Annotated in this window: 20 protein-coding genes; 15 read left to right on the forward strand and 5 right to left on the reverse strand. The window is 73.1% G+C overall.

Annotated elements, in window-relative coordinates:
• The first annotated feature begins 53 nt into the window (after positions 1 to 53).
• The 8 genes from AC6H2I_RS22245 (at position 54) to AC6H2I_RS22280 (ending at position 9,651) form a co-directional block, all read left to right on the forward strand.
• Positions 54 to 4,160 carry a response regulator gene (locus AC6H2I_RS22245; RefSeq protein WP_497502910.1) on the forward strand — a complete coding sequence of 1,369 codons (4,107 nt, stop codon included), beginning with the start codon at positions 54 to 56 and terminating at the stop codon, positions 4,158 to 4,160.
• 143 nt (positions 4,161 to 4,303) lie between these two features.
• Positions 4,304 to 5,458, forward strand: a complete 1,155-nt coding sequence (gene argE / locus AC6H2I_RS22250; protein WP_497502911.1) for an acetylornithine deacetylase — start codon at positions 4,304 to 4,306, stop codon at positions 5,456 to 5,458.
• Positions 5,459 to 5,489: 31 nt separating this feature from the next.
• Positions 5,490 to 6,917: a M20/M25/M40 family metallo-hydrolase gene (locus AC6H2I_RS22255; protein ID WP_497502912.1), complete on the forward strand. Its 1,428-nt coding sequence runs from the start codon at positions 5,490 to 5,492 to the stop codon at positions 6,915 to 6,917.
• Positions 6,918 to 6,947: 30 nt separating this feature from the next.
• Positions 6,948 to 7,568: a YdeI/OmpD-associated family protein gene (locus AC6H2I_RS22260; protein WP_497502913.1), complete on the forward strand. Its 621-nt coding sequence runs from the start codon at positions 6,948 to 6,950 to the stop codon at positions 7,566 to 7,568.
• Positions 7,569 to 7,653: 85 nt separating this feature from the next.
• Positions 7,654 to 8,205, forward strand: a complete 552-nt coding sequence (gene hpt / locus AC6H2I_RS22265) for a hypoxanthine phosphoribosyltransferase (protein ID WP_497502914.1) — start codon at positions 7,654 to 7,656, stop codon at positions 8,203 to 8,205.
• 101 nt (positions 8,206 to 8,306) lie between these two features.
• Positions 8,307 to 8,813: a BCAM0308 family protein gene (locus AC6H2I_RS22270; protein WP_497502915.1), complete on the forward strand. Its 507-nt coding sequence runs from the start codon at positions 8,307 to 8,309 to the stop codon at positions 8,811 to 8,813.
• Between the two features lie 37 nt (positions 8,814 to 8,850).
• Positions 8,851 to 9,273 carry a DUF3775 domain-containing protein gene (locus tag AC6H2I_RS22275; RefSeq protein ID WP_497502916.1) on the forward strand — a complete coding sequence of 141 codons (423 nt, stop codon included), beginning with the start codon at positions 8,851 to 8,853 and terminating at the stop codon, positions 9,271 to 9,273.
• Positions 9,274 to 9,306: 33 nt separating this feature from the next.
• Complete coding sequence (locus AC6H2I_RS22280; RefSeq protein ID WP_497502917.1) at positions 9,307 to 9,651, forward strand: HPF/RaiA family ribosome-associated protein; 345 nt, start codon at positions 9,307 to 9,309, stop codon at positions 9,649 to 9,651.
• 257 nt (positions 9,652 to 9,908) lie between these two features.
• Here the strand turns inward: AC6H2I_RS22280 and AC6H2I_RS22285 are convergent, their stop codons facing one another.
• From AC6H2I_RS22285 to AC6H2I_RS22305, 5 genes are read right to left on the reverse strand one after another with little or no spacing between them, the layout of a single operon-like run.
• Entirely contained in the window at positions 9,909 to 11,102 is a 1,194-nt protein-coding gene (locus AC6H2I_RS22285) for a CmpA/NrtA family ABC transporter substrate-binding protein (protein WP_497502918.1), read from the reverse strand.
• 28 nt (positions 11,103 to 11,130) lie between these two features.
• The gene (locus AC6H2I_RS22290; protein ID WP_497502919.1) at positions 11,131 to 11,718 is read right to left on the reverse strand and encodes an ANTAR domain-containing response regulator; all 588 of its coding nucleotides are present in this window, start codon (positions 11,716 to 11,718) and stop codon (positions 11,131 to 11,133) included.
• Positions 11,719 to 11,775: 57 nt separating this feature from the next.
• Positions 11,776 to 13,452, reverse strand: coding sequence for an ABC transporter ATP-binding protein (locus AC6H2I_RS22295; RefSeq protein WP_497502920.1), 1,677 nt, complete (start codon positions 13,450 to 13,452; stop codon positions 11,776 to 11,778).
• 13 nt (positions 13,453 to 13,465) lie between these two features.
• Positions 13,466 to 14,560, reverse strand: coding sequence for an ABC transporter permease (locus tag AC6H2I_RS22300; RefSeq protein ID WP_497502921.1), 1,095 nt, complete (start codon positions 14,558 to 14,560; stop codon positions 13,466 to 13,468).
• A 38-nt stretch (positions 14,561 to 14,598) separates the two neighbouring features.
• Positions 14,599 to 15,987, reverse strand: a complete 1,389-nt coding sequence (locus AC6H2I_RS22305) for a CmpA/NrtA family ABC transporter substrate-binding protein (RefSeq protein WP_497502922.1) — start codon at positions 15,985 to 15,987, stop codon at positions 14,599 to 14,601.
• 694 nt (positions 15,988 to 16,681) lie between these two features.
• Here AC6H2I_RS22305 and nirB point away from each other — a divergent pair.
• From nirB to AC6H2I_RS22340, 7 genes are all read left to right on the forward strand, one after another.
• On the forward strand, positions 16,682 to 19,144 hold the full coding sequence (gene nirB / locus AC6H2I_RS22310) for a nitrite reductase large subunit NirB (protein ID WP_497502929.1): 2,463 nt from the start codon (positions 16,682 to 16,684) through the stop codon (positions 19,142 to 19,144).
• 5 nt (positions 19,145 to 19,149) lie between these two features.
• Positions 19,150 to 19,500 (forward strand): nitrite reductase small subunit NirD, encoded by a 351-nt coding sequence (gene nirD / locus AC6H2I_RS22315; protein WP_497502923.1) that lies wholly within the window; start codon positions 19,150 to 19,152, stop codon positions 19,498 to 19,500.
• Positions 19,493 to 22,261, forward strand: a complete 2,769-nt coding sequence (locus AC6H2I_RS22320) for a molybdopterin-dependent oxidoreductase (RefSeq protein ID WP_497502924.1) — start codon at positions 19,493 to 19,495, stop codon at positions 22,259 to 22,261. Before nirD ends, AC6H2I_RS22320 begins: the two co-directional genes overlap by 8 nt.
• Before the next feature lie 95 nt (positions 22,262 to 22,356).
• Entirely contained in the window at positions 22,357 to 22,917 is a 561-nt protein-coding gene (locus AC6H2I_RS22325) for a tetratricopeptide repeat protein (RefSeq protein WP_497502925.1), read from the forward strand.
• 78 nt (positions 22,918 to 22,995) lie between these two features.
• Complete coding sequence (locus tag AC6H2I_RS22330; protein ID WP_497502926.1) at positions 22,996 to 23,979, forward strand: WD40 repeat domain-containing protein; 984 nt, start codon at positions 22,996 to 22,998, stop codon at positions 23,977 to 23,979.
• Between the two features lie 62 nt (positions 23,980 to 24,041).
• Entirely contained in the window at positions 24,042 to 24,788 is a 747-nt protein-coding gene (locus AC6H2I_RS22335; RefSeq protein WP_497502927.1) for a class II aldolase/adducin family protein, read from the forward strand.
• Positions 24,789 to 24,949: 161 nt separating this feature from the next.
• Positions 24,950 to 25,635: cache domain-containing protein (locus AC6H2I_RS22340; protein WP_497502928.1), on the forward strand; the 686-nt coding region annotated here is incomplete at its 3' end.

A 25,635-nucleotide genomic window follows, 5' to 3' on the forward strand; every position in this document is an offset into this window, starting at 1 on the left:
GACTATGGTCTGCCGACGCCGGCCGACGGCTGCCCTGCCGATGTGGAGCGCGGATGCCGCTGCAGAGGTCCAGACAGAAGAGCCGTGCCGTCGTCAGCATCGGCGCGTTCCTGATCGCGCTGGTCACCGCCCTGGGCTGCGTCGAAATCTACTCGGAACACCAGCGGACGGTCGAGGCGTCCTTCGCCCGGCTGGAGAATCTGGCGCGGATCGCCGACGAGGGCGTGTCCGGCCGCCTGCGCCTCATCGACCTCATGCTGCGCGACGTCGGGCGCGAGGCGCAGAGCGCCCGCTCGGCCGACGACGAGGCGGTGCTGAACGCCTACATGAGGGCGCGCGCCGCGTCGTTCGAGGAGGTGCGCAGCCTCTCCGTGATCGACCCCCGGGGCATCGTCGTCCACTCCACCCTGCCGCAGATCCTCGGCTTCGACGGACGCCGGCGCCCCTATTTCCAGGAGCCGCTCAGGGCCGCCGACCGCGACCGCCTGTTCATCAGCGGCCCCGTTCTGGCCAACACGGGCCAGGTCGTGCTGTTCGCGGCCCGGCCGATGGAGCCGGTCGCGGGGCAATGGCACGGCGTGGCGGTGGCGTCCCTGCCGCCGGCGTATTTCGCCGCCCTGCTTGCCACCCTGCGGCCCCAGGGCGCCGGGTTCGCCGGCCTGATGGCGGCCGACGGCACGATCGTCGCGCGGGCGCCGGAACAGGAGCGTTACGTCGGCACCCGTGTCGCGGCCGATCCCGCCCACCTCGCCCACACCGTGTCGGGGCAGCGGGTGAGCCGGGCGCGCGTCGCGACGCAGGAGATGGGCCCCGGCACCTGGCTGGTGGTGACCCGCACCACCGACATTCCCGAGCTTCTGGTCACCATCGGCTGGAGCCTCGACGAGGCGCTGTCCGGCTGGCGGCGCAGCGCCACCATCAAGGGCGCCGTGCTGGCGGCGCTGGCGCTGTTCATGGCCACCGTCCTGCGGGTGTTCGCCACCCGCGAGCGGGAGCTGCGCGACCAGCGCAACTTCGCCACCAGCCTCATCGATTCGGCCAACGCCATGGTGGTCGGGCTGGACCACGCGGGCCGCGTCGTCATCTTCAACGCCGCCGCCCAGGCGCTGAGCGGCTACGCCAGCGCCGCGGTCGTCGGCCGTCGGCTGGCGGAGACGCTGGTGCCGAGCGACCGCTTCCCCGAGGCCGAGTCGCTTTTCCTGGGGGCGGGGGAGGGCGGGCGGACCGGGGCGCGCCGGTTCGAGGCGCCCATCCTCACCCACGGCGGCGAGGAGCGGACCATCGCCTGGCAGAGCTCCGCGGCGCCGGCCGCCGGCCTGGCCTCGGTGTCGTTCGGCATGGACATCACCGAGCGGCTGCAGGCCGAGCACGACCTGCTGGAGAGTCAGAAGTTCCTCAAGGCGATCACCGACAACACGCCGGGCATGGTCGGGTACTGGGACGCCGACCTGCGCTGCCGGTTCGCCAACCGCGCCTATCAGGAGTGGTTCGGCAAGGATGTCGACGCCATCCTCGGCCGCCCGATCCGGGACCTGCTGGGCGAGCACCTCTATGCCCAGAACGAGCCGCACATCCTGGCGGCCCTCAACGGCGTGCCGCAGCATTTCGAGCGCACGCTGACCCGGGCCGACGGCGCCGTCGGCTACACCTGGGCCCACTACATCCCCGACGTCGACCGCGCCAGCGGCGAGGTGATCGGCTTCTTCGTCCTGGTGACGGACATCACCGCCTTGAAGCTGGCCGAGATCCGCCTGCAGGCGCTGACCGCGCGCCTGGAACTGGCGACCCGCGCCGGCGGGATCGGGGTGTGGGACTTCGATCCCGGGCGCGGCCGGCTGTTCTGGGACGACCGGATGTTTGCCCTCTACGCCGTCGAACGCCGGGAGGGGGCCGCCACCTACGAGCTGTGGCGGGCCCACTGCCATCCCGACGACCGCGACCGGGTCGACGCCGAGTTCGCGGCGGCGATGGCGGGAACCGCCCCCTTCGACACCGAGTTCCGTGTCGTCACCCCGGCGGGCGAGGTCCGCCACATCAAGGCGGCCGCCCTGGTGGAGCCTGTCGAAGGCAGCCCGACCGGGCGCATGGTCGGCATCAACTACGACATCACGGCGATCCGCCGTGGCGAGCAGGAGCTGGCGGCGGCCAAGGCGCGCGCGGAACTGGCCAACCGCGCCAAGAGCGATTTCCTGGCGAACATGAGCCACGAGATCCGCACGCCCATGAACGCCATCCTCGGGCTGTGCCATCTCATGGCCGAGACGGCCATGGACGCGGCGCAGCGCGACTTTCTCGCCAAGATCGACGCCGCGGCCCGGTCGCTTCTGGGCATCATCAACGACATCCTCGACTTTTCCAAGGTCGAGGCCGGCCGTCTGGAGCTGGAGACGTCGGAGTTCAAGCTGGCCGACGTCATCGACCGGCTCGCCACCGTCATGGCGGTGAGCGCCGGCGAAAAGGCCCTGGAGCTGGTCATCGCGGTCGACGCGGACGTGCCCGACACGCTGCTCGGCGATCCCCTCCGCCTCCAGCAGATCCTCGTCAACCTCACCGGCAACGCCATCAAGTTCACCACGGACGGTTCGGTGGTGGTCCGGGTGTCCCGCGCCCGCCCCGGCGACGCCGCGGCGCCCGGGCTGCACGTCGCGGTGACGGACACCGGCATCGGCATCGCCGCGGCCAGCCTCGACCGCCTGTTCGGAGCGTTCTCGCAGGCCGACAGCTCGACGACGCGGCGGTTCGGCGGTTCGGGCCTGGGGCTGGCCATCTGCAAGCGGCTGGTCGACCTGATGGGGGGCACCATCGGCGTCGCCAGCGAAGAGGGGCGGGGCAGCCGCTTCCACTTCACCGTGCCGCTCGCCCCGGCGCCGGCGGCGGGCCTGGCTGGCCTGGCGGGGGCGGGGGGCGGGACACCGGGCGACGCGGGCGCCGGGGCGCTGCTGATCGTCGACGATCACCCCTTGGCCCGCGACGCGCTGGCCGCCGCCGCCACCGCCCAGGGGTGGCGTGTCGAGGCCGCGGCCTCGGCCGAGGATGCCACGGCCCGTCTGCGCGGCCGCGCCACGCCCTATGACGCGCTTCTGATCGACTGGTCGCTGCCCGGCGGCGGCGGGCTGGCCGTCGTGCAGTCCGCCCGTGCCGGCGGCGGCGGGGCGCCGCCGGTGGTGTTCACGGTGACCGGGCGCCACCGTGGTGCGGCGGTGGATGCGGTGGAGGCCGGGGACGGCGATGCCGTGGCGGTCAAGCCGCTCACCGCGGCGGCGCTGCGCGGCGCGCTGGCGACCGCCGGGGCGGCCCGCCTGCGGCATGCCGCCGGCCCCCGGGCGCCGACGGGAGGCCCGTCCCCAGCCGCCGCCACCACCGCCGCCAAGCGCCTCGGCGGCGTCCGGCTTCTGGTGGTGGAGGACAACGTGATCAACCAGGAGGTGGCGCGCCGCATCCTCGAGAACGAGGGGGCCGCGGTGACCGTCGCCGACAACGGCGCGGCGGCCCTCGCGGTGCTGGCATCGCGGCCGTCGGCGTTCGACGCCGTGCTCATGGACATCCAGATGCCGGTGATGGACGGCTACGAGGCGACCCGCACCATCCGCACCCTGCCCGGGCTGGGAACGCTCCCGGTCATCGCCCTGACCGCGGGCGCGCTGGCGGAGGAGCGGCAGCGGGCGCACGAGGCCGGGATGGACGACTTCATCAGCAAGCCGTTCGACGTCGCCGGCATGGTGGGCACGCTGCGCCGCCGGCTCGCCGCGGCGCCGGGCCGTGGCGCCGCGGCGCTGCGGCCGGTGGTCGCGGGCATCGACATGGATCAGGCGGCGCGGCGCCTGGACGGCGACGACGTCCTCTTCGCGGCCCTGCTGCGCTCCCTGGCCGGGGAGTTCGACGGCACCGTCGACGCGCTCCGCGGCCTGCTCGGCGCGGGCGACCACCGCGCGGCCGTGCAGCGCCTGCACACCCTGCGCAGCGCCGCGGCCAACGTCGGCGCCATGGACGTGGCCACGCAGTGCGCCGACCTGGAGGAGGCGGTGAGCGGCGGGCCTTCCGCCGCGGTCGGAGAGCGCCTCGCGCGGCTCGACGACGGTCTGGCCAGCCTCCTTTCCGCGATCCGGGGGGCGTTGGGCGCGGAGGCCAGCCGGGGTGGGGACGCGTCCGGCGGGCCCTGAGCGTCCCGCGCCGCGGCCCACCGATGGACCCCGGCCCCGCCGCCGGCCGGCGATTCCCGTTTGACACCGCCGTGGGCGCCTTGTCATCGTCGGGACGCCGCTCCCGCCGGGGGTGGCCATGGCAACAGCGCAGAGGGAACCGGGTGGAGCCGCGATCGAAGGAGATGATCGGGCGGCTGGTGGCGTTCGACACCGTGTCGTCCCGATCCAACCTCGCGCTGATCGACTGGGTGCGCGACCACCTGGACGGGCTGGGCGTGCAGAGCCGCCTGGTGCCCAGCGCCGACGGGACCAAGGCCAACCTGTTCGCCACCATCGGCCCACCGGTCGAGGGCGGCGTCGTCCTGTCGGCCCACACCGACGTGGTGCCGGTGGAGGGGCAGCCCTGGGACAGCGATCCGTTCACCGTGGTGGAGCGCGACGGCCGGCTCTACGGCCGGGGCACGGCGGACATGAAGAGCTTTCCGGCGGTGGCGCTGGCGCTCCTGCCGGAGATGCTGGCGGCCGGCCTCGCGCGGCCGATCCATCTGGCGCTCTCCTACGACGAGGAGATCGGCTGCTTCGGCGCCCCCCACATGATCCGCCGCATGGTGGCCGAGCTGCCGCGCCCGGCCGCGGTCATCGTCGGCGAGCCGACCTCCATGCGGACCGTCCTCGCCCACAAGGGCGTCTACGCCCTGCGCACCACGGTGACCGGGCACGAGGCCCATTCCAGCCAGATCGACCGCGGCGTGTCGGCGGTGATGACGGCGGCCCGCCTGATCGGCTTCATCTCGGGCATGCTGGCGGAAAACGCCGCGAACGCGGACCCCGCCTGCCCCTTCGACCCGCCCTACACGACGCTGCACGTCGGCACCGTCGCCGGCGGCACCGCGCTCAACATCATCGCCCGCCACGCCGAGTTCGTGTGGGACATCCGGCCGGTCACCGGCGACGACTGGCGTCGCTATCTCGACCGCTTCGAGGCGTTCTGCCGCGACCAGGTGCTGCCGGAGATGCGGCGGGTGGCGCCGCATTGCACCATCCGCACCGAGGTGCTGGCGGGCGTCCCCGGGCTGGCGCCCGAGCCCGACGGGGCCGCCGCCGCCCTGGTGCGGTCGCTGACCGGCCGCAACGACACCGCGGCCGTGCCCTTCGCCGCCGAAGCCGGGCAGTTCCAGGAGGCGGGCTTCTCCACCGTGATCTGCGGCCCCGGCTCCATCGACCAGGCCCACCAGCCCAACGAGTTCATCGAGACCGCCCAGGTCGCCGCGTGCGAGCGCTTCCTGCGCGGCCTCGTCCAGCGCCTCGCCGCCTGACGGCGGCGGCAGCAGCGAAAGGCCCCATCCCATGTCCGCCGCCCTTCCCGTCGACGCCGTTCTCGCCGAGGTCGACCGCTCCTTCGACGACTCCGTGGGCCGACTCTGTGACCTGCTGCGCATCCCCAGCGTCTCCACCAAGCCCGACCATGCGCCCGAGGTCCGGCGCGCCGCGACGTGGCTGTGCGACGAGCTGGCGGGCCTCGGCTTCGACGCCTCGGTCCGCGACACCGCGGGGCACCCCATGGTGGTCGCCCATCACCCCGGCCCCGGCCCGGGCGGGCCGGCCGTCCCCCACCTGCTCTACTACGGCCATTACGACGTCCAGCCGCCGGAGCCGCTGGAGCTGTGGGACAGCCCGCCCTTCGAACCGACCATCGTCGAGGCGGTCCACGGGCCGCGCGTGGTGGCCCGCGGCGCGGTGGACGACAAGGGCCAGGTGATGACCTTCCTGGAGGCGTTCCGGGCCTGGACCACGGTGCACGGCACCCTGCCGGTGCGCGTCACCGTGCTGCTGGAGGGCGAGGAGGAGACCGGCAGCCCCAGCCTCGTTCCGTTCTTGAAGGCCAACGCCGACGAGTTGAAGGCCGACGTCTGCATCATCACCGACACCAACGCGTGGGACATCGAGACGCCGGCCATCACCACCCGGCTGCGCGGCCTGCTCTACGTCGAGGCGACCCTGCACGGACCCAGCCACGACCTGCATTCCGGCCTGTTCGGCGGGGCGGTGCTCAACCCCATCAACGCGCTGACCCGCATCCTCGGCGAGATCCACGACGACCAGGGGCGGGTGCGCTTTCCCGGCTTCTACGACGACGTGGGCGAGCCCTCGGCCGAGGAGTTGGCGATGTGGCGGGATCTCGGCTTCGATGAGGCGGCGTTCCTCGCCGGGGTGGGCCTGCGCACCCCGGCCGGCGAGGCCGGCCGATCCCTGGCGGAGCGGCTGTGGTCGCGCCCGACCTGCGACATCAACGGCATCTGGGGCGGCTACACCGGCGAGGGGGCCAAGACGGTGATCGCCGCACAGGCCACCGCCAAGTTCTCCTGCCGGCTGGTCGGCGACCAGGACCCGGCGACGATCCTGGCCGGCATCCGCGCCTTCCTGGAGGACCGCACCCCGCCCGACGCGCGCTGGGAGATCCGCACCTTCGGCCAGTCCCCCGGCTTCCGCGTGCCGTCGGACTCCGCGCACCTGCGCGCCGCGCTGGCCGGCCTGGGCGACGTCTTCGCCAAGGCGCCGGTCCTGCTGGGCAGCGGCGGCTCCATCCCGGTGGCCGGCTACGTGCGCGAGGTGCTGGGCTACGACACCATCCTGGTGGGCTTCGGCCTCGACGACGACCGCATCCACTCGCCCAACGAGAAGTTCGAGCTGGCCTGCCTGCGCAATGGCATCCGCGCCCATGGCGCGATGCTGGCGCGCTTCGCCGAGGCGGGTGCCGCGGCGCCCGCGGCCTGAGCCGGACGGGGATGTGGACGGGGAGGTCTCATGATCACCGACATCGAGACCTATTTCGCGCAGGGCTGCGGGCGTTGCGAGCGCTTCGCCACCCCCGACTGCTCGACCCGTCGCTGGTCGCGCGGGCTGGGTGACTTGCGCCGCATCTGCCGGGGCGCGGGCCTCGTCGAGACGGTGAAGTGGGGGCATCCCTGCTACATGGCGGGCGGCCGGAACGTCGCCATCATGGGCGCCTTCCGCGGCGATGTCCGCCTCACCTTCTTCAACGCCGCGCTGCTCACCGACGCGCACGGCGTGCTGGAGAGGCAGGGCCCCAACACCGGTCATCCCGACATGATCCGCTTCACCGACGAGGACCGCGTCGCGGCGCTGGAGCCGGTCATCCGCTCCTATCTGACGGAGGCCGCGGGCTACGCCGAGGCCGGCGTGAAGCCGGCCAGGGAGCGGGCCGCGGTCGCGTTGCCGGATGACCTGGTGGAGGCCCTGGAGGCCGATCCCGAACTGGCGGAGGCGTTCCGTGCCCTGACGCCCGGGCGGCAGAGAAGCTACGTCATCAACCTCGCCGCCGCGAAGGCCCCGGCGACGCGGATCGCGCGCATCCTCCGGTTCCGCGACCGCATCCTCGCCGGCAAGGGGGCGACCGAGCGGTGAGGAGCGGCGCGCCGACGTCCGGCGCATTGACAAAACCGTGGCGGCTTGGGCAAGACGGGTCTTTCCCCTGGCGCCGAGGCTCCCGATGACCGCGACCACCGAACCCGCCGCGCCCCGGCGCACCGTCGTGCCGCTGATCGGGGAAGCGGCCATCGCCGCGCGGGTCGAAGGGCTGGCCGCCGAGATCGCCGCGGTCATGACCGGCGAGGTGACGGTCCTCGCCCTGCTGAAGGGCAGTTTCGTCTTCGCCGCCGACCTCGTGCGCGCGCTCGGGCGGGCGGGGATGGAGCCGCAGGTGGACTTCCTGCGCATCTCCAGCTACGGCGGCGGCACCGAGAGCTCCGGCACCGTGACCATCCATCAGCCCGCCCCGGACGGCGTGGCGGGCCGGCGGGTGCTGCTGGTCGACGACATCGCCGACAGCGGGCGCACGCTCGACGCGGTGCGCCGGTTGCTGCTCGACGCCGGGGCGGCGGAGGTGCGCATCTGCGCGTTGCTGGACAAGCCGAGCCGGAGGGTCGTTCCGGTGCCGGTCGACTTCGTCGGCTTCACGGTCGACGACGTGTTCGTGGTCGGCTACGGCATCGATTGGGCGGAACGGTTCCGCCACCTCCCCTTCGTCGGCCGGGTGGCGTAGGACGGACCACCGGGGCGAGGCGCGATGCCGCATGCCCATCCGCGGCGGTCCGGCGTAAACTTTTCTGACACAGAGCCCATGGCTTCCGAAAGGAGAGACCCATGCAGGCCTCCCCCCGGCGGGCCGCGCGCCACGGTGCGCGCGGCGGTCACGCGCCCCCCGACCGGCGGCGCGATCCCTATGCACCCCGCACGGCCCTGGCCGCTCCGACCCGGTGTCCGGAATGCGGCGCGCTGTTCCTGGACGGGCGCTGGCGCTCGGGCCTGCCCTACATCGACGCCGCCCAGGGCGTCTGCCCGGCCTGCCGCCGTGTCGCCGACCGCGCGCCGGCCGGTGCGCTGGTCGCGTCGGGCGCCTGGGTCGCCACCCACAAGGACGAGGTCCTGTTCACCCTGCGCCACGCCGAAGGCCAGGACCGCCGGGACCACCCGCTGCGCCGGATCATGGAGGTCGTGGACCGCGACGGCGGCCTCGTCGTCACCACCACGGACATTCATTCGCCCGCCCGCCTTGGCGCGGCGCTTCAGCAGGCCCATCACGGGGATCTGGACATCCACCGCGAGGAGGGTCACTATTTCGTCATGGTGCAGTGGCGCCGCGACGCCTGACGCACCGAACGCAGGCCCCCGAACGGGGAGGCACGCCATGATGGACAGCATCGTCCTCGACCCGCCCGAACTGAACATCGGGCTCAAGCGCCTCTGCTACATCGTCACCAAGGCCAAGGCCTATGACGCCGGTGTGGCGCCCGACGACGCCGACGACGCCGGCCGGTCCGAGGCGGGCTACGGCTCGGCCGGGACGGGGGACCCCACGCTCACCGAACTGATGGGGGCCCTGCAAACCCTCGACGACGACGAAATCGTCGAGGTCGTCGCCATGGCCTGGGTCGGCCGCGGCGACTTCGCGCGCGGCGACTGGACCGAGGCGGTCGACCTGGCGCGGGAGCGCCACAACGACCGTTCCGCCGAATACCTCGTCGGCATTCCCAATCTGGGCGATTGCCTGGAGGAGGGGATGGAGCAGCTCGGCCTGTCGTGCGCCGACAACGCGTTCGACCGCATCTGACCTCTTTCTTCCACTCACAACGGAGAGCGCATCATGCAGCTTCCTCTCCAGATCTCGTTCCGCAACGTCCATCCCTCCGAAGCCCTGGAGCACACGATCCGCCGCAAGGTGGCGAAGCTCGAACGGGTCGGACAGATCACCCGCTGCGACGTGGTGGTCGAGACCCCGCACCACGACCGCCAGAAGGGCCGCCTCTTCCATGTCCGCATCGATCTCACGGTGCCCGGCGGCGAACTGGTGGTGCGCGGCGACCAGAGCAACGCGGACGAGAACGCGCATGTCGCCGTGCGCAACGCCTTCGACGTGGCACGGCGGCGGCTCGAGGAGTTCAACCGCAAGCGCCGCGAGGCCGTCGCCCCGGCCCTGGCGGCGGAATGAGCGGCGCCTGGGCGGGACGCAGCCGGGCGGAACCCTGCCGGGCGGGACGGAACGAACTGGCGCCGCACCGGGCACATGCCCAATCCCCCGGCGCGCTGCCTTGATGCAAGGCACGCCCCGCCACCGGGGTCCGCCAAAAGCCGGGGCTTTCCATGTGGCCCGGCGTTTGCGTAGGACCTGGTCGTAGACGTCGTGTCTCCGGTAGAAAGACTTGCCCCTCCGCCCCCTTTGCGGAGGGGCTTTTTCGTGGCGTCACCCTACGCGACGGCCAGCCAGCGGTCGGCCGCCATGGCGATGGCCTCGCCGCCGGTGCCTTCCACGGTGTAGCCGCTGGCGTGCGCGCCCTCCTCCTTGCGGTCGTGGAGCGGCACGGGCATCCCGGTCCCGGCCAGGGCCGCGCGGTAGAGGTCGGGCCGGAACACCCGCGCCGCGCAGGCGGCCCGGTCGACCGGCGTGGCGATCTGGCCCCAGCGCCCCATCTGGTCGATCACCCACTCCGCGTGGGAGACCCAGGGGAAGGTGGCGGCCGAGCGGTGGAACACGTGGTGGGCGGCGATCGCGTGCTCGATGAGCCGTGCCGGCGCCCCGACGTGGCGGGGTTCGGCCAGCAGCGCGGCCAGCTCCGCACGGTTCTCCGGCGCGTCGGCCCAGGCGGCGGCGCGCACCATGGCCCGGACCAGCGCCCCCACCGTCGCGGGGTTGGCCGCCGCCCAGTCCGCGCGCATGCCCAGGACCTTTTCCGGGCTGGCCGGCCAGATGTCCGATTTGGTGGCGACGATGCGGCCGAGCCCGCGGTCGACGGCGACCTGGTTCCACGGCTCGCCGACACAGAAGCCGGCGATGTGGCCGGCCTCCAGGCTCTCGACCATGCGGGGCGGCGGCACGACCACGAGCTGGACGTCGGCGTCGGGGTCGATGCCGGCCGCCGCCATCCAGCAGCGCAGCTCGTAATTGTGGCTCGACACCGGGAACACCATGGCGAACACCAGCGGCTCGAGCCCCTGGCGCCGGCGCTGGTCGATCACCGCCTTGAGGGCCCGCGCGCACTGGCCGGGCGGGCCCTCCATGGCGGCGCGGTCGGCGGCGCGCATGGCGGCGTGCAGGCCGGTGGAGACGGTGATGGCGTTGCCGCCGAGGCCGAGGCTGAGCGGCGCCACCATGGGCACGGTGACCTGGCCGATCCCCAGGGTCGCGGCGATCGGCATGCCGGCCAGCATGTGGGCGCACTCGAGCCCGCCGAAGGCCACCTTGTCACGGATCGCCGCCCACGAGGCCTCGCGCGACAGGTGCAGGCGCACCCCCTCGCGCCGGGCGAATCCCTTCTCGGCCGCCACCACGGGGACGGCGCAGTCGATCAGCGGGATGAAGCCGACGCGGACCTCCGCCGGCGGGGCGTCCGGAGCAAAGGGCATGGGGTGGTCGGCGGTGTCGGCGTCCGTACGGTCTGTCATCGCCCTTCCTCGGGTCGCATGGTGCCTGTCACAAGTCCATCTGCGCGGCGGTTATGACGCTGTCGGCGATCTCGGCCATGCGCCGGCCGTGCTTCATCGCCGTCTTGCGCAGCACGCCATAGGCCTGGTCCTCGGTGAGGCCGCGCCGCTGCATCAAGATGCCCTTGGCGCGGTCGATCAGCTTGCGCTCGGCCAGCGCGCTGACCGCTTCGTCGCGTTCGCGCCGCAGGCGCTCGAAGGCGGCGAAGCGCGACACCGCCATCTCCATCACCGGGCGCACGCGCTCCTTCTTCAGGCCGTCCACCACATAGGCGCTGACCCCCGCCTCGATCGCCGCGGAGATGGTCGAGCTGTCGGAGCGGTCGACGAACATGGCGATGGGCCGCTGCACCACGCGCGACACCTGGAACATCTGCTCCAGGGTGTCGCGGTCCGGGTTCTCCAGGTCGATGATGACCACATCGGGGGCGACCGCCTGGATGCGCGCCAGCAGGTTGGCGGTGGCGTGGATGGTCATCACCCGGGTGTAGCCTTCCTCCACCAGCCCCTCCTCGACGATGCGGGCGCGGTCGGCGTTCGCGTCGATCACCAGGATGGACAGGTCCTTGTCGGGCATGATGGCGTGGCGCTCGCTGCTGTCGGCCTGATTTCTATGCCGGTATCGTCCCGGTGGCTAGGCCGCCTTCTTGGCGGCGCCGCGCTCGTAGGACTCCAGGAAGCCCAGCACCTCCTCGCGGTACGTGTAGTAGCGGGGGTGGTCGAGCAACGCCTTTCGGGTGCGCGGGCGCGGGATGTCCACGTCCATGACGTGGCCGATGCGGGCGTTCGGGCCGTTGGTCATCATCACCACCCGGTCGGCCAGCAGGATCGCCTCGTCCACGTCGTGGGTGACGCAGATGGCGGTGACGCGGGTGCGCGCCCACACCTCCATCAGCACCTCCTGCAGCTCCCAGCGGGTCAGGCTGTCGAGCATGCCGAACGGCTCGTCGAGCAGCAGCAGCTTGGGCGACAGGGCGAAGGCGCGGGCGATGCCGACGCGCTGCTTCATGCCGTTGGAGAGGTCCGCCGCCGGCTTGTCCCTGGCGTCGCCCAGCCCGACCCGGGAGAGATAGTAGTGGACGATGTCGCGCCGCTCCGCGGCCCCGGCGTGGGGGTAGACGCGGTCGACGCCCAGCGCCACGTTCTGCGCGGCGGTCAGCCACGGGAACAGGCTGGGGGCCTGGAACACGACGGCGCGGTCGGGCCCGGCGGCGGTCACCTCCTTGCCGTCCAGCACGATGCCGCCACCCGACACGTCGGTCAGCCCGGCCACCATCGACAGGACGGTGGACTTGCCGCAGCCGCTGTGGCCGATCAGCGAGACGAACTCGCCCTTCTTCATCTTCAGGTCGAAGCCGTCGACCACCGTCAGCGGTCCCTTGGGGGTGGGGTAGACCTTGTCGATCCGGCTGAACTCCAGGTAGCGGTCGGCCAGCGGGCTGGCCTGGGCCTTGCGGTAGGCGCGCGGCGGCTCGCGCAGGTCGACGGGGACGATGTTGGGCAGCACCAGCGCCTCGTCGACCTCGCCCGCGGCGCGGCCGCGCCCGAGGTCCATCAGGCAGCCCGTCACCTCGGCGCGCAGCCGCTTGAAGGCGGGGTCGTGGTTGACGGCGGTGCGCAAGCGCGGGCGCGGCAGGTCGACGGTGAAGGCGGGGCCCAGGGTGGCGTTCGGCCCCGGGGTCAGCGGGATGATGCGGTCGGCCAGCAGGATCGCCTCGTCCACGTCGTTGGTGACCAGCACGATGGTCTTGCCCTCCACCGCGCGGATCGCGTCGATCTCGTCCTGCAGCTTGGCCCGGGTCAGGGCATCCAGGGCCGACAGCGGCTCATCGAGCAGCAGCACGTCCGGCGTCATGGCCAGCGCCCGGGCCACCGCGACGCGCTGGCGCATGCCGCCCGACAGCTCCGCCGGCCGCCGGTCGGCGGCGTGGGCGAGGCCGACCATGGCGACGTAGTGGCGCACCCGCTCCCGCCGCTCGGCCTTGGGGGCGCCCGCCATCACCGCATCCACGGCGAGTTGGACGTTCTGCTCCACCGTCAGCCACGGCATCAGCGAGTAGCTCTGGAAGACCACGCCGCGCTCCGGCCCCGGCCCGCTCACCGGCGCGCCGTTCATGGCGACGGTGCCGGCGTCCGGGGCGGCCAGCCCGGCCAGCAGGCTGACCAGGGTGGTCTTGCCCGAGCCGGAGAAGCCGACGATGGCGACGAACTCCCCCTCCTCGATGGCGAGGTCGACGTTGTGGAGAACCGCGGTGCGGGCGGCGCCGGCGCCGTAGCCCTTGCACACGCCCTTCAGTTCGAGAATGGCCATGGATCGGGGCTCCTCAGCGGGTCGGGCCGTGGGTGACGAGGGCCTGCAGGGCCAGCATCAGCCGGTCCAGCAGGAAGCCGATGATGCCGATGGTCAACACCGCCACCATGATGCGGGCCAGCGAGGAGGAGGAGCCGTTCTGGAACTCGTCCCACACGAACTTGCCCAGCCCCGGGTTCTGGGCCAGCATCTCCGCCGCGATCAGCACCATCCAGCCCACCCCCAGCGACAGCCGCAGGCCGGTGAAGATGAAGGGCAGCGCCGACGGCAGCACGAGGCGTCGCACCATGGTGGGCGCGGACAGGCGCAGCACCCGGCCGACGTTCATCAGGTCGCGGTCGATCGACGACACCCCCATGGCCGTGTTGATCAGGGTCGGCCACAGCGAGCACAGGGTGACCGTGATGGCCGAGGTGAGGAAGGATTTCGGCAGCAGCGGGTCGTCGGAGACGTAGACCGCGCTGACCACCATGGTGACGATCGGCAGCCAGGCCAGCGGCGACACCGGCTTGAACACCTGGATCAGAGGGTTGAGCGCGGCGTTGGCGATCGGCGACAGGCCGCAGGCCACCCCCAGCGGCACCGCCACGACGGCGGCCAGGAGGAAGCCCAGGAACACCGTCTGCAGGCTGGTGACGATCTGGTCGACGTAGGTCGGCTTGCCGGTGTAGCCGCGGATCTTCACCTCCGCCGCCGGGTCCGTGGCCAGCTTCGCGGCGTTGCGCTCCTCCTGGCGCTCATAGAACGCCGCCTCCTTGGCCCGCTCGGCCGTGTGGTCGGCCCACAGGACGCCCGTCTGCTCCCACACCTCGGCCGGGCCGGGGATGGCGCCCAGGCTGGTCTGCACCTGCGGGGCGAGCTGGGCCCAGGCCACCAGGAACAGCAGGATGGCGACCAGCGGCACGCCCAGCAGGCGCCACAGGTCCTTGGCCTGCTGGGCCGGGCTCTCGCCGGCGCCAAGCTTGAGGAGGGGGACCAGCCAGGCCAGCCCGACCGCGTTCAGGGTGCCGGCGGAGCGGTTGGCCACGGCGCCCAGGCGGGCGCGCAGGCGCTCGGGGAGCGGCGGGGTGCCGGGCGCGGTGCCGGCGGCGTCGCTGATGCTGCTCATGATCGTGTCCGTCTCTTCAGGGGCGGAAGGAGCGGGGGTCAGCCGCCGGCGACCGTGTTGCCGGTGATCGTCTGCTTGCCCTTGAGGCCGATGGCCAGGCTGTCGAGATAGGCGTTGGGCGCCCGGCCGTCGTAGGTCACGCCGTCGATGAACTCGGCCTGGGGGGCACGGTAGCCGTCGGTGTCCCAGGGCACGTCGTCCGTCTTGATCCTGCCCTCGTCGACCAGCATCTGCGCCGCCTGGCGGTAGATGTCCGGGCGGTAGACCGTCCTCGCCACCTCGTCGTACCAGGCGTCCGGCTTGCCCTCGGCGACCTGGCCCCAGCGCCGCATCTGCGTCAGGTACCACACCGCGTCGGAGTAGTAGGGGTAGGTGGCGTGATGCCGGAAGAACACGTTGAAATCCGGGACCGGCCGCTTGTCGCCCTTCTCGTACTCGAAGGTGCCGGTCATCGAGTTGGCGATGACCTCGGCGTCGGCGCCCACATACTGGGACTTGGCGAGGATCGTCACCGCCTCGGCCCGGTTGGCGTTGTCGTTCTCGTCCAACCACTGGGCGGCGCGGATCAGCGCCTTGACCAGGGCGAGGTGGGTGTTGGGGTTCGTCTCCGCCCACGCGGCGGTCACCCCGAACACCTTCTCCGGGTTGTTCTTCCAGATCTCGTAATCGGTGACCACCGGCACGCCGATGCCCTTGAACACCGCCTGCTGGTTCCACGGCTCGCCGACGCAGTAGCCGAAGATGGTGCCGGCCTCCATGGTCGCCGGCATCTGTGGCGGCGGGGTGACCGACAGCAGCACCTCGGCCTGGATCTGGCCGGTCACGTTGTCGGGGCTGTAGTAGCCGGGGTGGATGCCGCCCGCCGCCAGCCAGTAGCGCAGCTCGTAATTGTGGGTGGAGACCGGGAACACCATGCCCATGGTGAACGGCTTGCCCTCGGCCCGGTACTGCTGCACCACCGGCTTCAGCGCGTCGGCCTTGATCGGGTGCACCGGCCTGCCGTCGGCGCCGACCGGCACGTACGGCTTCATCTTCTCCCAGACGTCGTTGGAGACGGTGATGCCGTTGCCGTTGAGGTCCATGGAGAAGGCGGTCACCACATGGGCCTGGGTGCCGAAGCCGATGGTCGCGCCCAGCGGCTGGCCGGCCAGCATGTGCGCGCCGTCCAGCTCGCCGGAGATGACGCGGTCGAGCAGCACCTTCCAGTTGGCCTGGGGCTCCAGGGTGACGTAGAGCCCCTCCTCCTCGAAGAAGCCCTTTTCGTAGGCAATGGCCAGCGGCGCCATGTCGGTCAGCTTGATGAAGCCGAGCGTCAGCTCCTCCTTCTCCAGGTCAAGCGGCGCGGCCAGCGCCGTGCCGGCCAGCGGCAGAAGAAGGCAGGCGGCGCCGCAGATGGCGGCCAGAGCGGTATCCTTGAATCGGGTCACCGGGTCACTCCTTGCGGTCGGTCGACCCTTGCGGCTTCGCTGACCCGGACCCGGACTCTCGCTTCCCGACCGTCGTGGCGCCGACACCCGTGCGCCAGATCCCCGGGGTGAGGGGGTCATGGTCAGCAGCGTTGCCGAAGGGCCCGACGGTGGGCGGTCGATGGGGCGCGCCGTCATTGGCACGCGTTGCCCCGCCCTTCGCAAGCACCGTGCCAGTCCCGAAAAACCGCGCTGCGGCACGGATCACGGCGTCGCGGGGTGGCCGCGACCATGCCGCACCTGCACAAAATTTGGCGTCTTGGGGTGGTGGTGCTTGGGGAATAGGCAGAACGTCATGATCGTTTGAGTGGCGAACAATCGCCCGGTGCCGTGGCGGCGGCGGCGGCTCCCCAGCGATTCCGCCGTCCCGCCCGGCCGGGGCGGTCGGTCGTCGCGGCTGGCCCGCTTCTTGCGAGGGGAGGCGGGCAAGTGCAGGGGCAACGGCGTCTCTGCCGACGATTTCGACGGGCGGCACCGGGGTGCCGCGCCGTTCCGGGTCCGATGACGGGCCGAACCGGACAAAGGCGTCCACGACGACCGGGGGTAACCCCCTGGTCCGTCGCGGACGCCTTTTTTGTTGCCCGTGCCGCCCCGGAGGCGCGGGCCCGAACCGCCTCCTGCGAGGCCGCCTCTTGCGAGGGATGTGAGCATGACCATGGAACGCCTCACCAAGGAACGCCTCGTCGTCGTCGGCAACGGCATGGCCGGCATCCGCACGGTGGAGGAGCTGCTGGCCCGGGCGCCGCAGCGCTACGACATCACCGTGTTCGGCGCCGAACCGCACCCCAACTACAACCGCATCATGCTGTCGCCGGTGCTGGCCGGCGAGAAGACCTTCGAGCAGATCGTCCTCAACGAGCGCGCCTGGTACCAGGCCAACGGCATCACCCTGCACACCGGCGACCGGGTCGAGGCCGTCGACCGCGCGGCGCGCACCGTCACCACGGTGTCCGGCCGCAGCGTCGCCTACGACCGGCTGCTGATCGCCACGGGGTCCAACCCCTTCGTCCTGCCGGTGCCGGGCCGCGAGCTGCCCGGGGTCATCGGTTTCCGCGATCTCGCCGACGTCGAGGCGATGCTGGCGGTGGCCCGCCCCGGCGCCCGCGCCGTGGTCATCGGCGGCGGCCTGCTCGGCCTGGAGGCGGCCAATGGGCTGCGCGTCCACGGCATGGACGTCACCGTCGTGCATCTGATGGACACGCTGATGGAGCGCCAGCTCGACGAGGCGGCGGGCTGGCTGCTGCGTCGCGAGCTGGAGGGCCGCGGCATCACCGTGGTGACCGGCGCCCAGACCGAGGCGATCCTCGGCGACGGCGCGGTGCGCGGGGTCAAGCTGGCCGACGGCCGCGAGCTGGCGGCCGACATCGTGGTGATGGCCGTCGGCATCCGCCCCAACGCCGCGCTGGCCGCCGCCGCCGGGCTGGAGGTGAAGCGCGGCGTGGTGGTCGACGACGCCATGGCGACCTCCGACCCATCCATCCTGGCGGTCGGCGAGTGTGTGGAGCACCGCGGCCAGGTCTATGGCCTGGTGGCGCCGCTGTGGGACATGGCGAAGGTCTGCGCCGACCGGCTGGCCGGCGTCGACGGCAGCGTCTACACCGGCACGGTGACGGCGACGCGCCTCAAGGTGACCGGGGTGGAGGTGTTCTCCGCCGGCGTGTTCGGCGGCGCGGGGACCGAGGACATCGTCTTCCGCGACGCCGCGCGCGGCGTCTACAAGCGCGTCGTGCTGCGCGACGAGCGGGTGGTGGGCGCCGTGCTCTACGGCGACACCGCCGACGGCTCCTGGTACTTCCAGCTGCTGAAGGACGGCGAGGCGGTGGGGGCGTTCCGCGACAGCCTGATTTTCGGGCAGGGAGCCGGGGCCGGGGCCCAGGACCCTTTCGCGGCGGTCGCCGCGCTGCCTGACACGGCGGAGATCTGCGGCTGCAACGGGGTGTGCAAGGGCACCATCGTCACGGCGATCCGCGACAAGGGCCTCGCCTCGGTCGACGACGTGCGGTCCCACACCAAGGCGTCGGCGTCATGCGGCACCTGCACCGGGCTGGTCGAGACGCTGCTGGCCATGACCCTGGGCGAGGGCTACGTGGCGGACAGCGGGCCCAAGCCCATGTGCAAGTGCACCCATCACAGCCACGACGACGTGCGCCGGCTGATCGTCGCCGACGGGCTGACGTCGATCCCCCAGGTGATGCAGACCCTGGAATGGGGCACGGCGGAGGGATGCGCCTCGTGCCGGCCGGCCCTCAACTATTACCTGCTGTGCGCCTGGCCGGGCGACTACGTCGACGACGGCCAGTCCCGCTTCGTCAACGAGCGCGTCCACGCCAACATCCAGAAGGACGGCACCTTCTCCGTGGTCCCGCGGATGTGGGGCGGGCTGACCAACCCGACCGAGCTGCGGGCCATCGCCGACGTGGCGGAGAAGTTCGCCATCCCCACCCTGAAGGTCACCGGCGGCCAGCGCATCGACATGCTCGGCGCGAAGAAGGAGGACCTGCCGGCGATCTGGGCCGACCTCAACAGGGCCGGCATGGTGTCCGGCCACGCCTACGGCAAGGCGCTGCGCACGGTGAAGACCTGCGTCGGCTCCGAATGGTGCCGCTTCGGAACGCAGGCCTCCATGGCCATGGGCGTGACCCTGGAGAAGATGTGCTGGGGCACCTGGACGCCGCACAAGTTCAAGATGGCGGTGTCCGGCTGCCCGCGCAATTGCGCCGAGGCGACCATCAAGGACTTCGGCGTCATCGCCGTCGACAGCGGCTGGGAGATCCACGTCGGCGGCAACGGCGGCATCAAGGTCCGCGTCACCGACCTGCTGTGCAAGGTGGAGACCGAGGAGGAGCTGCTGGAGCACACCGGGGCCTTCCTCCAGCTCTACCGCGAGGAGGCCCGCTACCTCGAGCGCACCGCGCCGTGGATCGAACGGGTCGGCATCGACCATGTCCGCGAGCGCCTGCTCGACGCGACGAGCCGCATGTCGCTGCACGCCCGCTTCCTGCATTCCCAGGGCTTCGTGCAGGACGACCCCTGGGCCGCCCGGGCCTCCGAGGGCGTCGACTCCCACGAGTTCGCGCCGCTCGCCAACCTCTCCCAATTCGCCGCCGCCGCGGAGTGACCGCCATGAACGCCATCAACGCACAGGCCTGGATCGCCGTCGGCGCGCTGGCCGACATTCCCCCCCGTGGCGCACGCGTCGTCAAGGCGCCGGGCGGCGACATTGCCATCTTCCGCACCGGCGGGGACGAGGTGTACGCGCTGCGCGACCGCTGCCCGCACGCCGGCGGGCCGCTGTCCAACGGCATCGTCCACGAGCGCAGCGTGACCTGCCCGCTGCACAACATGGTGATCGACCTGGCGACCGGGCGGGCGTTCGGCCCCGACGCCTGCGCCGCCGCCACGGTGGCGGTGCGGGTGGTCGACGGGGCGATCCAGCTCGCCAACCCCCTCTTCGCGGAGGCCGGCGGTGCCTGACGCGCTGGACCCCGCCCATCGCGCCCGGCCCGGGGGCGGCGGGGGCGAGGCGGCGGGCGCGGGGGGGTGGGGACACCGCCCGCCGCCCCGCCGGGGAGAGGGCGGCGCGGTGCGCACCACCTGCCCCTACTGCGGCGTCGGCTGCGGCGTGCTGGCGACCCCGGCCGCCGACGGCACGCTGGACGTCCGCGGCGATCCCGACCACCCCGCCAACCGCGGCCGGCTGTGCTCGAAGGGGGCGGCGCTGGGGGAGACGGTCGGGCTGGAGGGGCGCCTGCTGCACCCCGCGCTGGACGGCCGCCGGGTGTCCTGGGACGAGGCCATCGGCGCGCTGGCCGGGGCGTTCCGCGACACCGTCGCACGCCACGGGCCCGACGCGGTCGCCCTGTACGTGTCCGGGCAGCTGCTGACCGAGGACTACTACGTCGCCAACAAGCTGATGAAGGGCTTCGTCGGCACCGCCAACATCGACACCAACTCGCGCCTGTGCATGGCCTCCACCGTGGCCGGCCACAAGCGCGGCTTCGGCGCCGACGCCGTGCCCGGCACCTACGAGGACCTGGAGCTGGCCGACCTGGTGGTGCTGGTGGGCTCCAACCTCGCCTGGTGCCATCCGGTGCTGCACCAGCGGCTGCTGGCGGCGCGGCGCGCCCAGGGCACCCGCATCGTGGTGATCGACCCGCGCCGCACGCCCACCTGCGACGAGGCCGACCTGCACCTGGCGCTGGCGCCCGGCAGCGACGCCGCCCTGTTCAACGGTCTGCTGGCCCACCTCTACCTCACCGGCCACGAGGACGCGGCGTTCCTGACGGGGCATGTGGAGGGGGTCCGGCCGGCCCTGGCCGCCGCCCTGGCCGACGCCCCGACCGTCGAGGCCGCCGCCGCCCGCTGCGGCCTCGACACTGGCGCGGTCCGCCGCTTCTACGAGCTGTTCGCCGGCACGCGGCGCGTGGTCACCGTGTTCTCCCAGGGCATCAACCAGTCGGCCACCGGCACCGACAAGGTCAACGCCATCCTCAACGCCCACCTCTACACCGGGCGCATCGGCAAGCCCGGCATGGGGCCGTTCTCGGTCACCGGCCAGCCCAACGCCATGGGCGGGCGGGAGGTCGGCGGGCTGGCCAACCAGCTGGTCGCGCACATGGGATTCGCGCCGGCCGACGTCGACCGGGTGCGGCGCTTCTGGGGGGCGCCGCGGATGGCGGAGCGCGAGGGGCTGAAGGCGGTCGACCTGTTCCGCGCGGTCGAGGACGGGCGGATCAAGGCGCTGTGGATCATGGCGACCAACCCGGCGGTCAGCGCTCCCGACGCCGGGCGCCTGCGCGCCGCGCTCGCCGCATGTGACTTCGTGGCGGTCTCCGACGGCTTCGCCGACACCGACACGGCGCGCCTCGCCCGCCTCACCCTGCCGGCCGCCCTGTGGGGGGAGAAGGACGGCACGGTCACCAACTCCGACCGCACCGTGTCGCGCCAGCGCGCGGTGCTGCCGCTGCCCGGCGAGGCGCGCCCGGACTGGTGGATGGTGGCCGCGCTGGGCCGGGCGCTGGGCTGGGAGGATGCCTTCGCCTACGACGGCCCGGCCGCCATCTTCCGCGAGCACGCCGCGCTGTCCGCCTTCGAGAACGACGGCACCCGCGCCTTCGACCTGGGCGCGCTCGCCGCCCTCGGCGACGCCGCGTACGACGCGCTGGAGCCGGCGCCCTGGCCGCGCCGCGCCGGGCAGGAGCCGGTCTCCCGGCTGTTCGGCGACGGCCGCTTCGCCACCGCCGACGGCAAGGCGCGGCTGGTGGCGGTCGCGGCGCGCCCGCCGGCCCGCGCCCGCGACGCCGCCTACCCCCTGCTCCTCAACACCGGGCGCACCCGCGACCATTGGCACACCATGACCCGGACCGGGCGGGCGCCGCGCCTGTCGGGCCACGCGCCGGAACCGTGCCTGGAGCTGCACCCGGAGGACGCCGCCCGCCACGGCGTCGCCGATGGCGGGCTGGTGCGCATCGTCACCGCCGCCGGGGCGGCGGTCGCCCGCGCCGCGGTCCGGCCGGGGCTGCGCCCGGGCGAGGCGTTCCTGCCCATGCACTGGACCGACCGCTTCACCGGCAACTGCGTCGTCGGCGCCCTGATCGACGGGGTGGTCGACCCGGTGTCCGGCCAGCCCGAAGCCAAGGCCATGCCGGCGCGCCTCGAACCCGTGGCGACGGGCTGGGCCGCCTGCCTGCTGAGCCGCACCCCGGTCGACCCGGCCCACGGCGGCTACTGGGCCCGCCATGCCGTGCCGGGCGGCCACGCGCTGCTGCTGGCCGGGGAGGGCGCGGCGCCCGACGCCGCGGCGGTCGCCGGGCTGTTTCCCGGCCTGGGCCTGGCCGCCGCGGAGACGGTGGACTACCTCGACCGCGGCCGCGGCGTGCTGCGCCGCGCCTGGATCGAGGGCGACCGCCTCGCCGCCTGCCTGTTCGTGTCCGCCGACGGGGCCGTGCCGCCGCGCGACTGGCTGCTGCGCCTGCTGGCCGGCGAGCCCCTGGACCTCGCCGCGCGGCTGGCGGTGCTGTCGGGGCGCTCGCCGGTTCCGCTGGTGGAGGAGGGGCGGATCGTCTGCGCCTGCTTCCGGGTCGGCGTCAACCGGCTGACGGAGGCGATCCGCCACGGTGGCCTCGCCAGCGTCGAGGAGATCGGCCGCAGCCTGCGCGCCGGCACCAATTGCGGAAGCTGCGTGCCGGAGCTGCGGGAGGTGCTGGCGCGGGCCGCGGCCGGACCGGTGGGGTGAGCGCCCGCCCCGCGCCGATGGCCTACCCCGCGCGGGGCGGCGGACCATCCACCCGCGCCGTTGCGGGGCGGCCCGGCGCTTCCCAGCGTCTGATCATGATCCGTTTGGCACTCCTTCCGGCCGTCCTGGTGGCGGCGGTCCTCGCGGTCGTCCCGCCAGCCCTGGCGCGGCAGGGCGACGCGCGCCTCGACGACCTGTTCCGCCAGCTTCAGGGCACCCGGGACGACACCGTCGCCCAGGCGACCGAGAATGCGATCTGGTCGATCTGGCTGGAGCACCCCGGCGCCGGCGTGCTGGACCTCATGGAGCAGGGCACGCTGGCGCTGCACGCCGACCGCTTCGCCGCGGCCCTGGAGCGGTTCGACGCGGTCGTCGCGCAGGCCCCCGACTACGCCGAAGGGTGGAACAAGCGGGCCAACGCCCACTATCTGCTGGGCCACTACGACGCCGCGGTGGACGACATCCGGCGCGTCCTGGCGCTGGAGCCGCGCCATTTCGCGGCGCTGGCCGGGCTGGGCCTGATCTACCTCGCGGTGGACCGGCCCGACGGCGCGCTGAAGGCGTTCGAGGGTGCGCTGGCCCTCAATCCCCATCTCAAGGGCGTGCGCGCCCAGGTCGAGCTGCTGCGCACCGACCTCGTGGGCGAGGCCCTTTGAGGCGCCTTCTCCGCGCCCCCCGGCCCGGCTAGGATGACCTCCGGCACGAGCGCCGGCGGCGACCGGGGAGGGCAGGCGATGGGGCACGTCACGCGACGGCCAAGGGCGGGCGGGTGGCTGGCGCGGGGACGGGTCGCGGCCCTGGCGGTCGCGCTGTGGGCCGCGCCGGCCGCGGCCGACGACCTCGTGGGACACGGCGCCATGGTCAACGCGGTGGCGGTGTCGCCCGACGGAACGCGCGTGCTCACCGGAAGCTGGGATTTCTCCGCCATCCTCTGGGACCTCGCCGGCGCCAAGGACCTGCGGGCCATGCGTGACCATGGCGCGGGCGTCAACGCGGTGGCCTTCCTGCCCGACGGCCGGCGCGGCCTGACCGGGTGCGGCGACGCCGCGGTGCGGCTGTGGGACCTCGACACGGGCACGCTGCTCCACACCTTCGCCGGCCACGGCAACAGCGTCGTCGCCCTGGCCGTGGCGCCGGGCGGCGGACGCGTCGCCTCGGCCAGCTGGGACCCCTCGGTCAAGGTCTGGGACGTGGCGAGCGGGGCGTTGCTGGCGACGCTGACCGGCCATGACGCCAACGTCAACGCGGTCGCCTTCACCCCCGACGGGGGGCGGCTGGTGAGCGCCGGCTACGATTTCCGGGTGCGGGTGTGGGACACCGCCACCTGGGCGGAACTGGCCGTGCTGGAGGGCCACGAGGGCAGCGTGAACGGCGTCGCCGTGTCCCCCGACGGCGCCACCCTGGCCAGCGTGTCGACCGACGGGACGGTCCGGCTGTGGGACCTCGCCACCTACGCGCCCCGCCGCACCTGGCAGGGGCATGACGGCTTCATCACGTCGGTCGCCTACACGCCGGACGGGCGCACCCTGCTGACCGGCGGCGGCGGCGACCGCCTGGTGCGGCTGTGGGACGCCGGCACCGGCCGGCCGCTGGCCAGCCTGGCCGGCCACGCCAAGCCGGTGTGGGCGCTGGCGGTGACGCCCGACGGGCGGCGCGCCCTGTCGGCCGGCTACGACGGCGTCGTCAAGATCTGGGACCTGGCGGGGCACCTGCCTTGACAGACGGCGGGGCGGGTGGCTCCCTGGCCGGGCCGCCCTCCCTCGACACTGGATGCGCCGCCATGACCGTCCGCCACCGCCGCCTGCGCCGGGCCATCGTCGACACCTGTCTCGCCATGAACCGCGCGGGGATCAACCAGGGGGCGTCGGGCAACCTGTCGGTGCGGGTGGCGGACGGGTTCCTGGTGACCCCGTCGAGCCTGCCCTACGACGAGATGCGGCCGCGCGACATCGTCCACATGGGGTTCGACGGTGGCTACGAGGGCGACCGCCGGCCGTCGTCGGAATGGCGCATCCACCGCGACGTGCTGGCCGCGCGCCCCGACGTGGACGTCGTCCTGCACGCCCACCCGACCTTTGCCACGGCGCTGGCGGTGCACGGGCGCGGCATCCCCAGCTTTCACTACATGGTGGCGCTGGCCGGCGGCGACTCGATCCGCTGCGCGCCCTACGCCACCTTCGGCACCCAGGCGCTGTCGGACCATGCCCTGGCGGCGCTGGAGGGCCGCACCGCCTGCCTGCTCGCCAACCACGGCATGGTGGTGCTGGGGGCCACGCCCAAGGCGGCGCTGGCGCTCGCCGTCGAGGTCGAGACCCTGGCCCGCCAGTACGTCTTCGCCCTGGGCATCGGCGCGCCGACCATCCTGCCGGCCGAGGAGATCGCCCGCGTCGCGGAGAAGATGCGGGCCATGACGTACGGCGCGTCCTCCCCCGCGGACTCCCCCGGGGCGGACGCCGACCGGCCGCCGGACCCCGACGCCCCGCGCCGGCGCCCGGCGGTCGCGGAGGCGACACGTCCGGACCGTTGACAGGTCACGATCCCTGACCCATGGTCCTATGCATGGGAACGTTTCCGCTATGCCGAATGGGCAGGACCGTGCGCCCGCGTTCGGGCGCAGGATTCCGCGCCGAGGCGGTCCGTGCGCCCGCCAGGCGAGCGGCGGACGGGCATTGCGCAGGGGGAACGTGCATGGTGTCGAAACTGTCCATCCAGGCCCGCGTGGCCATCGCCTTCGCCGTGCTGCTGGCGCTGGCGGTGGCGGTGCTGGTGCCCGCCATGCTGGCCAGCCTGTCCCGGGCGACGGAGCGCGCCGAGGAGCGCGAGTTGCAGGGCTACCGCAACGCGCTGGTGGCGGTGACGGCGATGCGCACGACCACCGCCGGGGCGCTGGCCACCTTCGTGGCCGGCATGCCCGAGGTGCGGGCCCGCTTCGCCGCCGGTGAGCGCGACGCCCTGGCGGCCGCCTTCGCCGACCCCTTCGCCCGGCTGAAGAGCGGCTACGGGGTCGAGCAGTTCCAGTTCCACACGGCGCCCGCCACCTCGTGGCTGCGCGTCCACATGCCCGCGAAGTTCGGCGACGACCTCTCGTCGTTCCGCGCCACGGTGGTCGCCGCGAACGCCCGCAAGGCGCCGGCCATCGGCCTGGAGAAGGGGGTGGCCGGGCTGGGCGTGCGCTCCGTCGTGCCGGTTGCGGCGCCCGGCGGCGATCACGCCGGCACCGTCGAGTTCGGCATGGAGTTCGGCCGCTCGTTCGTCGACGAGTTCAAGACCCGCTTCGGCGCCGACGCCGCGGTCTCCATCGAGCAGGCCGACGGCACCTTCAAGCGGGTGGCGGCGACCACCGAGACCTCTCTGGTCGACGACGCGGCGCGGCA

The sequence above is a fragment of the Azospirillum sp. NS33 genome (assembly GCF_059703765.1).

Bases quoted from the DNA above. Each gene is read 5' to 3' on its own strand.
- AC6H2I_RS22245 (WP_497502910.1), top strand. From the start codon at position 54: ATGCCGCTGCAGAGGTCCAGACAGAAGAGCCGTGCCGTCGTCAGCATC.
- AC6H2I_RS22255 (WP_497502912.1), top strand. From the start codon at position 5,490: ATGTCCGCCGCCCTTCCCGTCGACGCCGTTCTCGCCGAGGTCGACCGC.
- AC6H2I_RS22260 (WP_497502913.1), top strand. From the start codon at position 6,948: ATGATCACCGACATCGAGACCTATTTCGCGCAGGGCTGCGGGCGTTGC.
- hpt (WP_497502914.1), top strand. From the start codon at position 7,654: ATGACCGCGACCACCGAACCCGCCGCGCCCCGGCGCACCGTCGTGCCG.
- AC6H2I_RS22270 (WP_497502915.1), top strand. From the start codon at position 8,307: ATGCAGGCCTCCCCCCGGCGGGCCGCGCGCCACGGTGCGCGCGGCGGT.
- AC6H2I_RS22275 (WP_497502916.1), top strand. From the start codon at position 8,851: ATGATGGACAGCATCGTCCTCGACCCGCCCGAACTGAACATCGGGCTC.
- AC6H2I_RS22280 (WP_497502917.1), top strand. From the start codon at position 9,307: ATGCAGCTTCCTCTCCAGATCTCGTTCCGCAACGTCCATCCCTCCGAA.
- AC6H2I_RS22285 (WP_497502918.1), bottom strand. From the start codon at position 11,102: ATGACAGACCGTACGGACGCCGACACCGCCGACCACCCCATGCCCTTT.
- AC6H2I_RS22290 (WP_497502919.1), bottom strand. From the start codon at position 11,718: ATGCCCGACAAGGACCTGTCCATCCTGGTGATCGACGCGAACGCCGAC.
- AC6H2I_RS22295 (WP_497502920.1), bottom strand. From the start codon at position 13,452: ATGGCCATTCTCGAACTGAAGGGCGTGTGCAAGGGCTACGGCGCCGGC.
- AC6H2I_RS22300 (WP_497502921.1), bottom strand. From the start codon at position 14,560: ATGAGCAGCATCAGCGACGCCGCCGGCACCGCGCCCGGCACCCCGCCG.
- nirB (WP_497502929.1), top strand. From the start codon at position 16,682: ATGGAACGCCTCACCAAGGAACGCCTCGTCGTCGTCGGCAACGGCATG.
- nirD (WP_497502923.1), top strand. From the start codon at position 19,150: ATGAACGCCATCAACGCACAGGCCTGGATCGCCGTCGGCGCGCTGGCC.
- AC6H2I_RS22325 (WP_497502925.1), top strand. From the start codon at position 22,357: ATGATCCGTTTGGCACTCCTTCCGGCCGTCCTGGTGGCGGCGGTCCTC.
- AC6H2I_RS22330 (WP_497502926.1), top strand. From the start codon at position 22,996: ATGGGGCACGTCACGCGACGGCCAAGGGCGGGCGGGTGGCTGGCGCGG.
- AC6H2I_RS22335 (WP_497502927.1), top strand. From the start codon at position 24,042: ATGACCGTCCGCCACCGCCGCCTGCGCCGGGCCATCGTCGACACCTGT.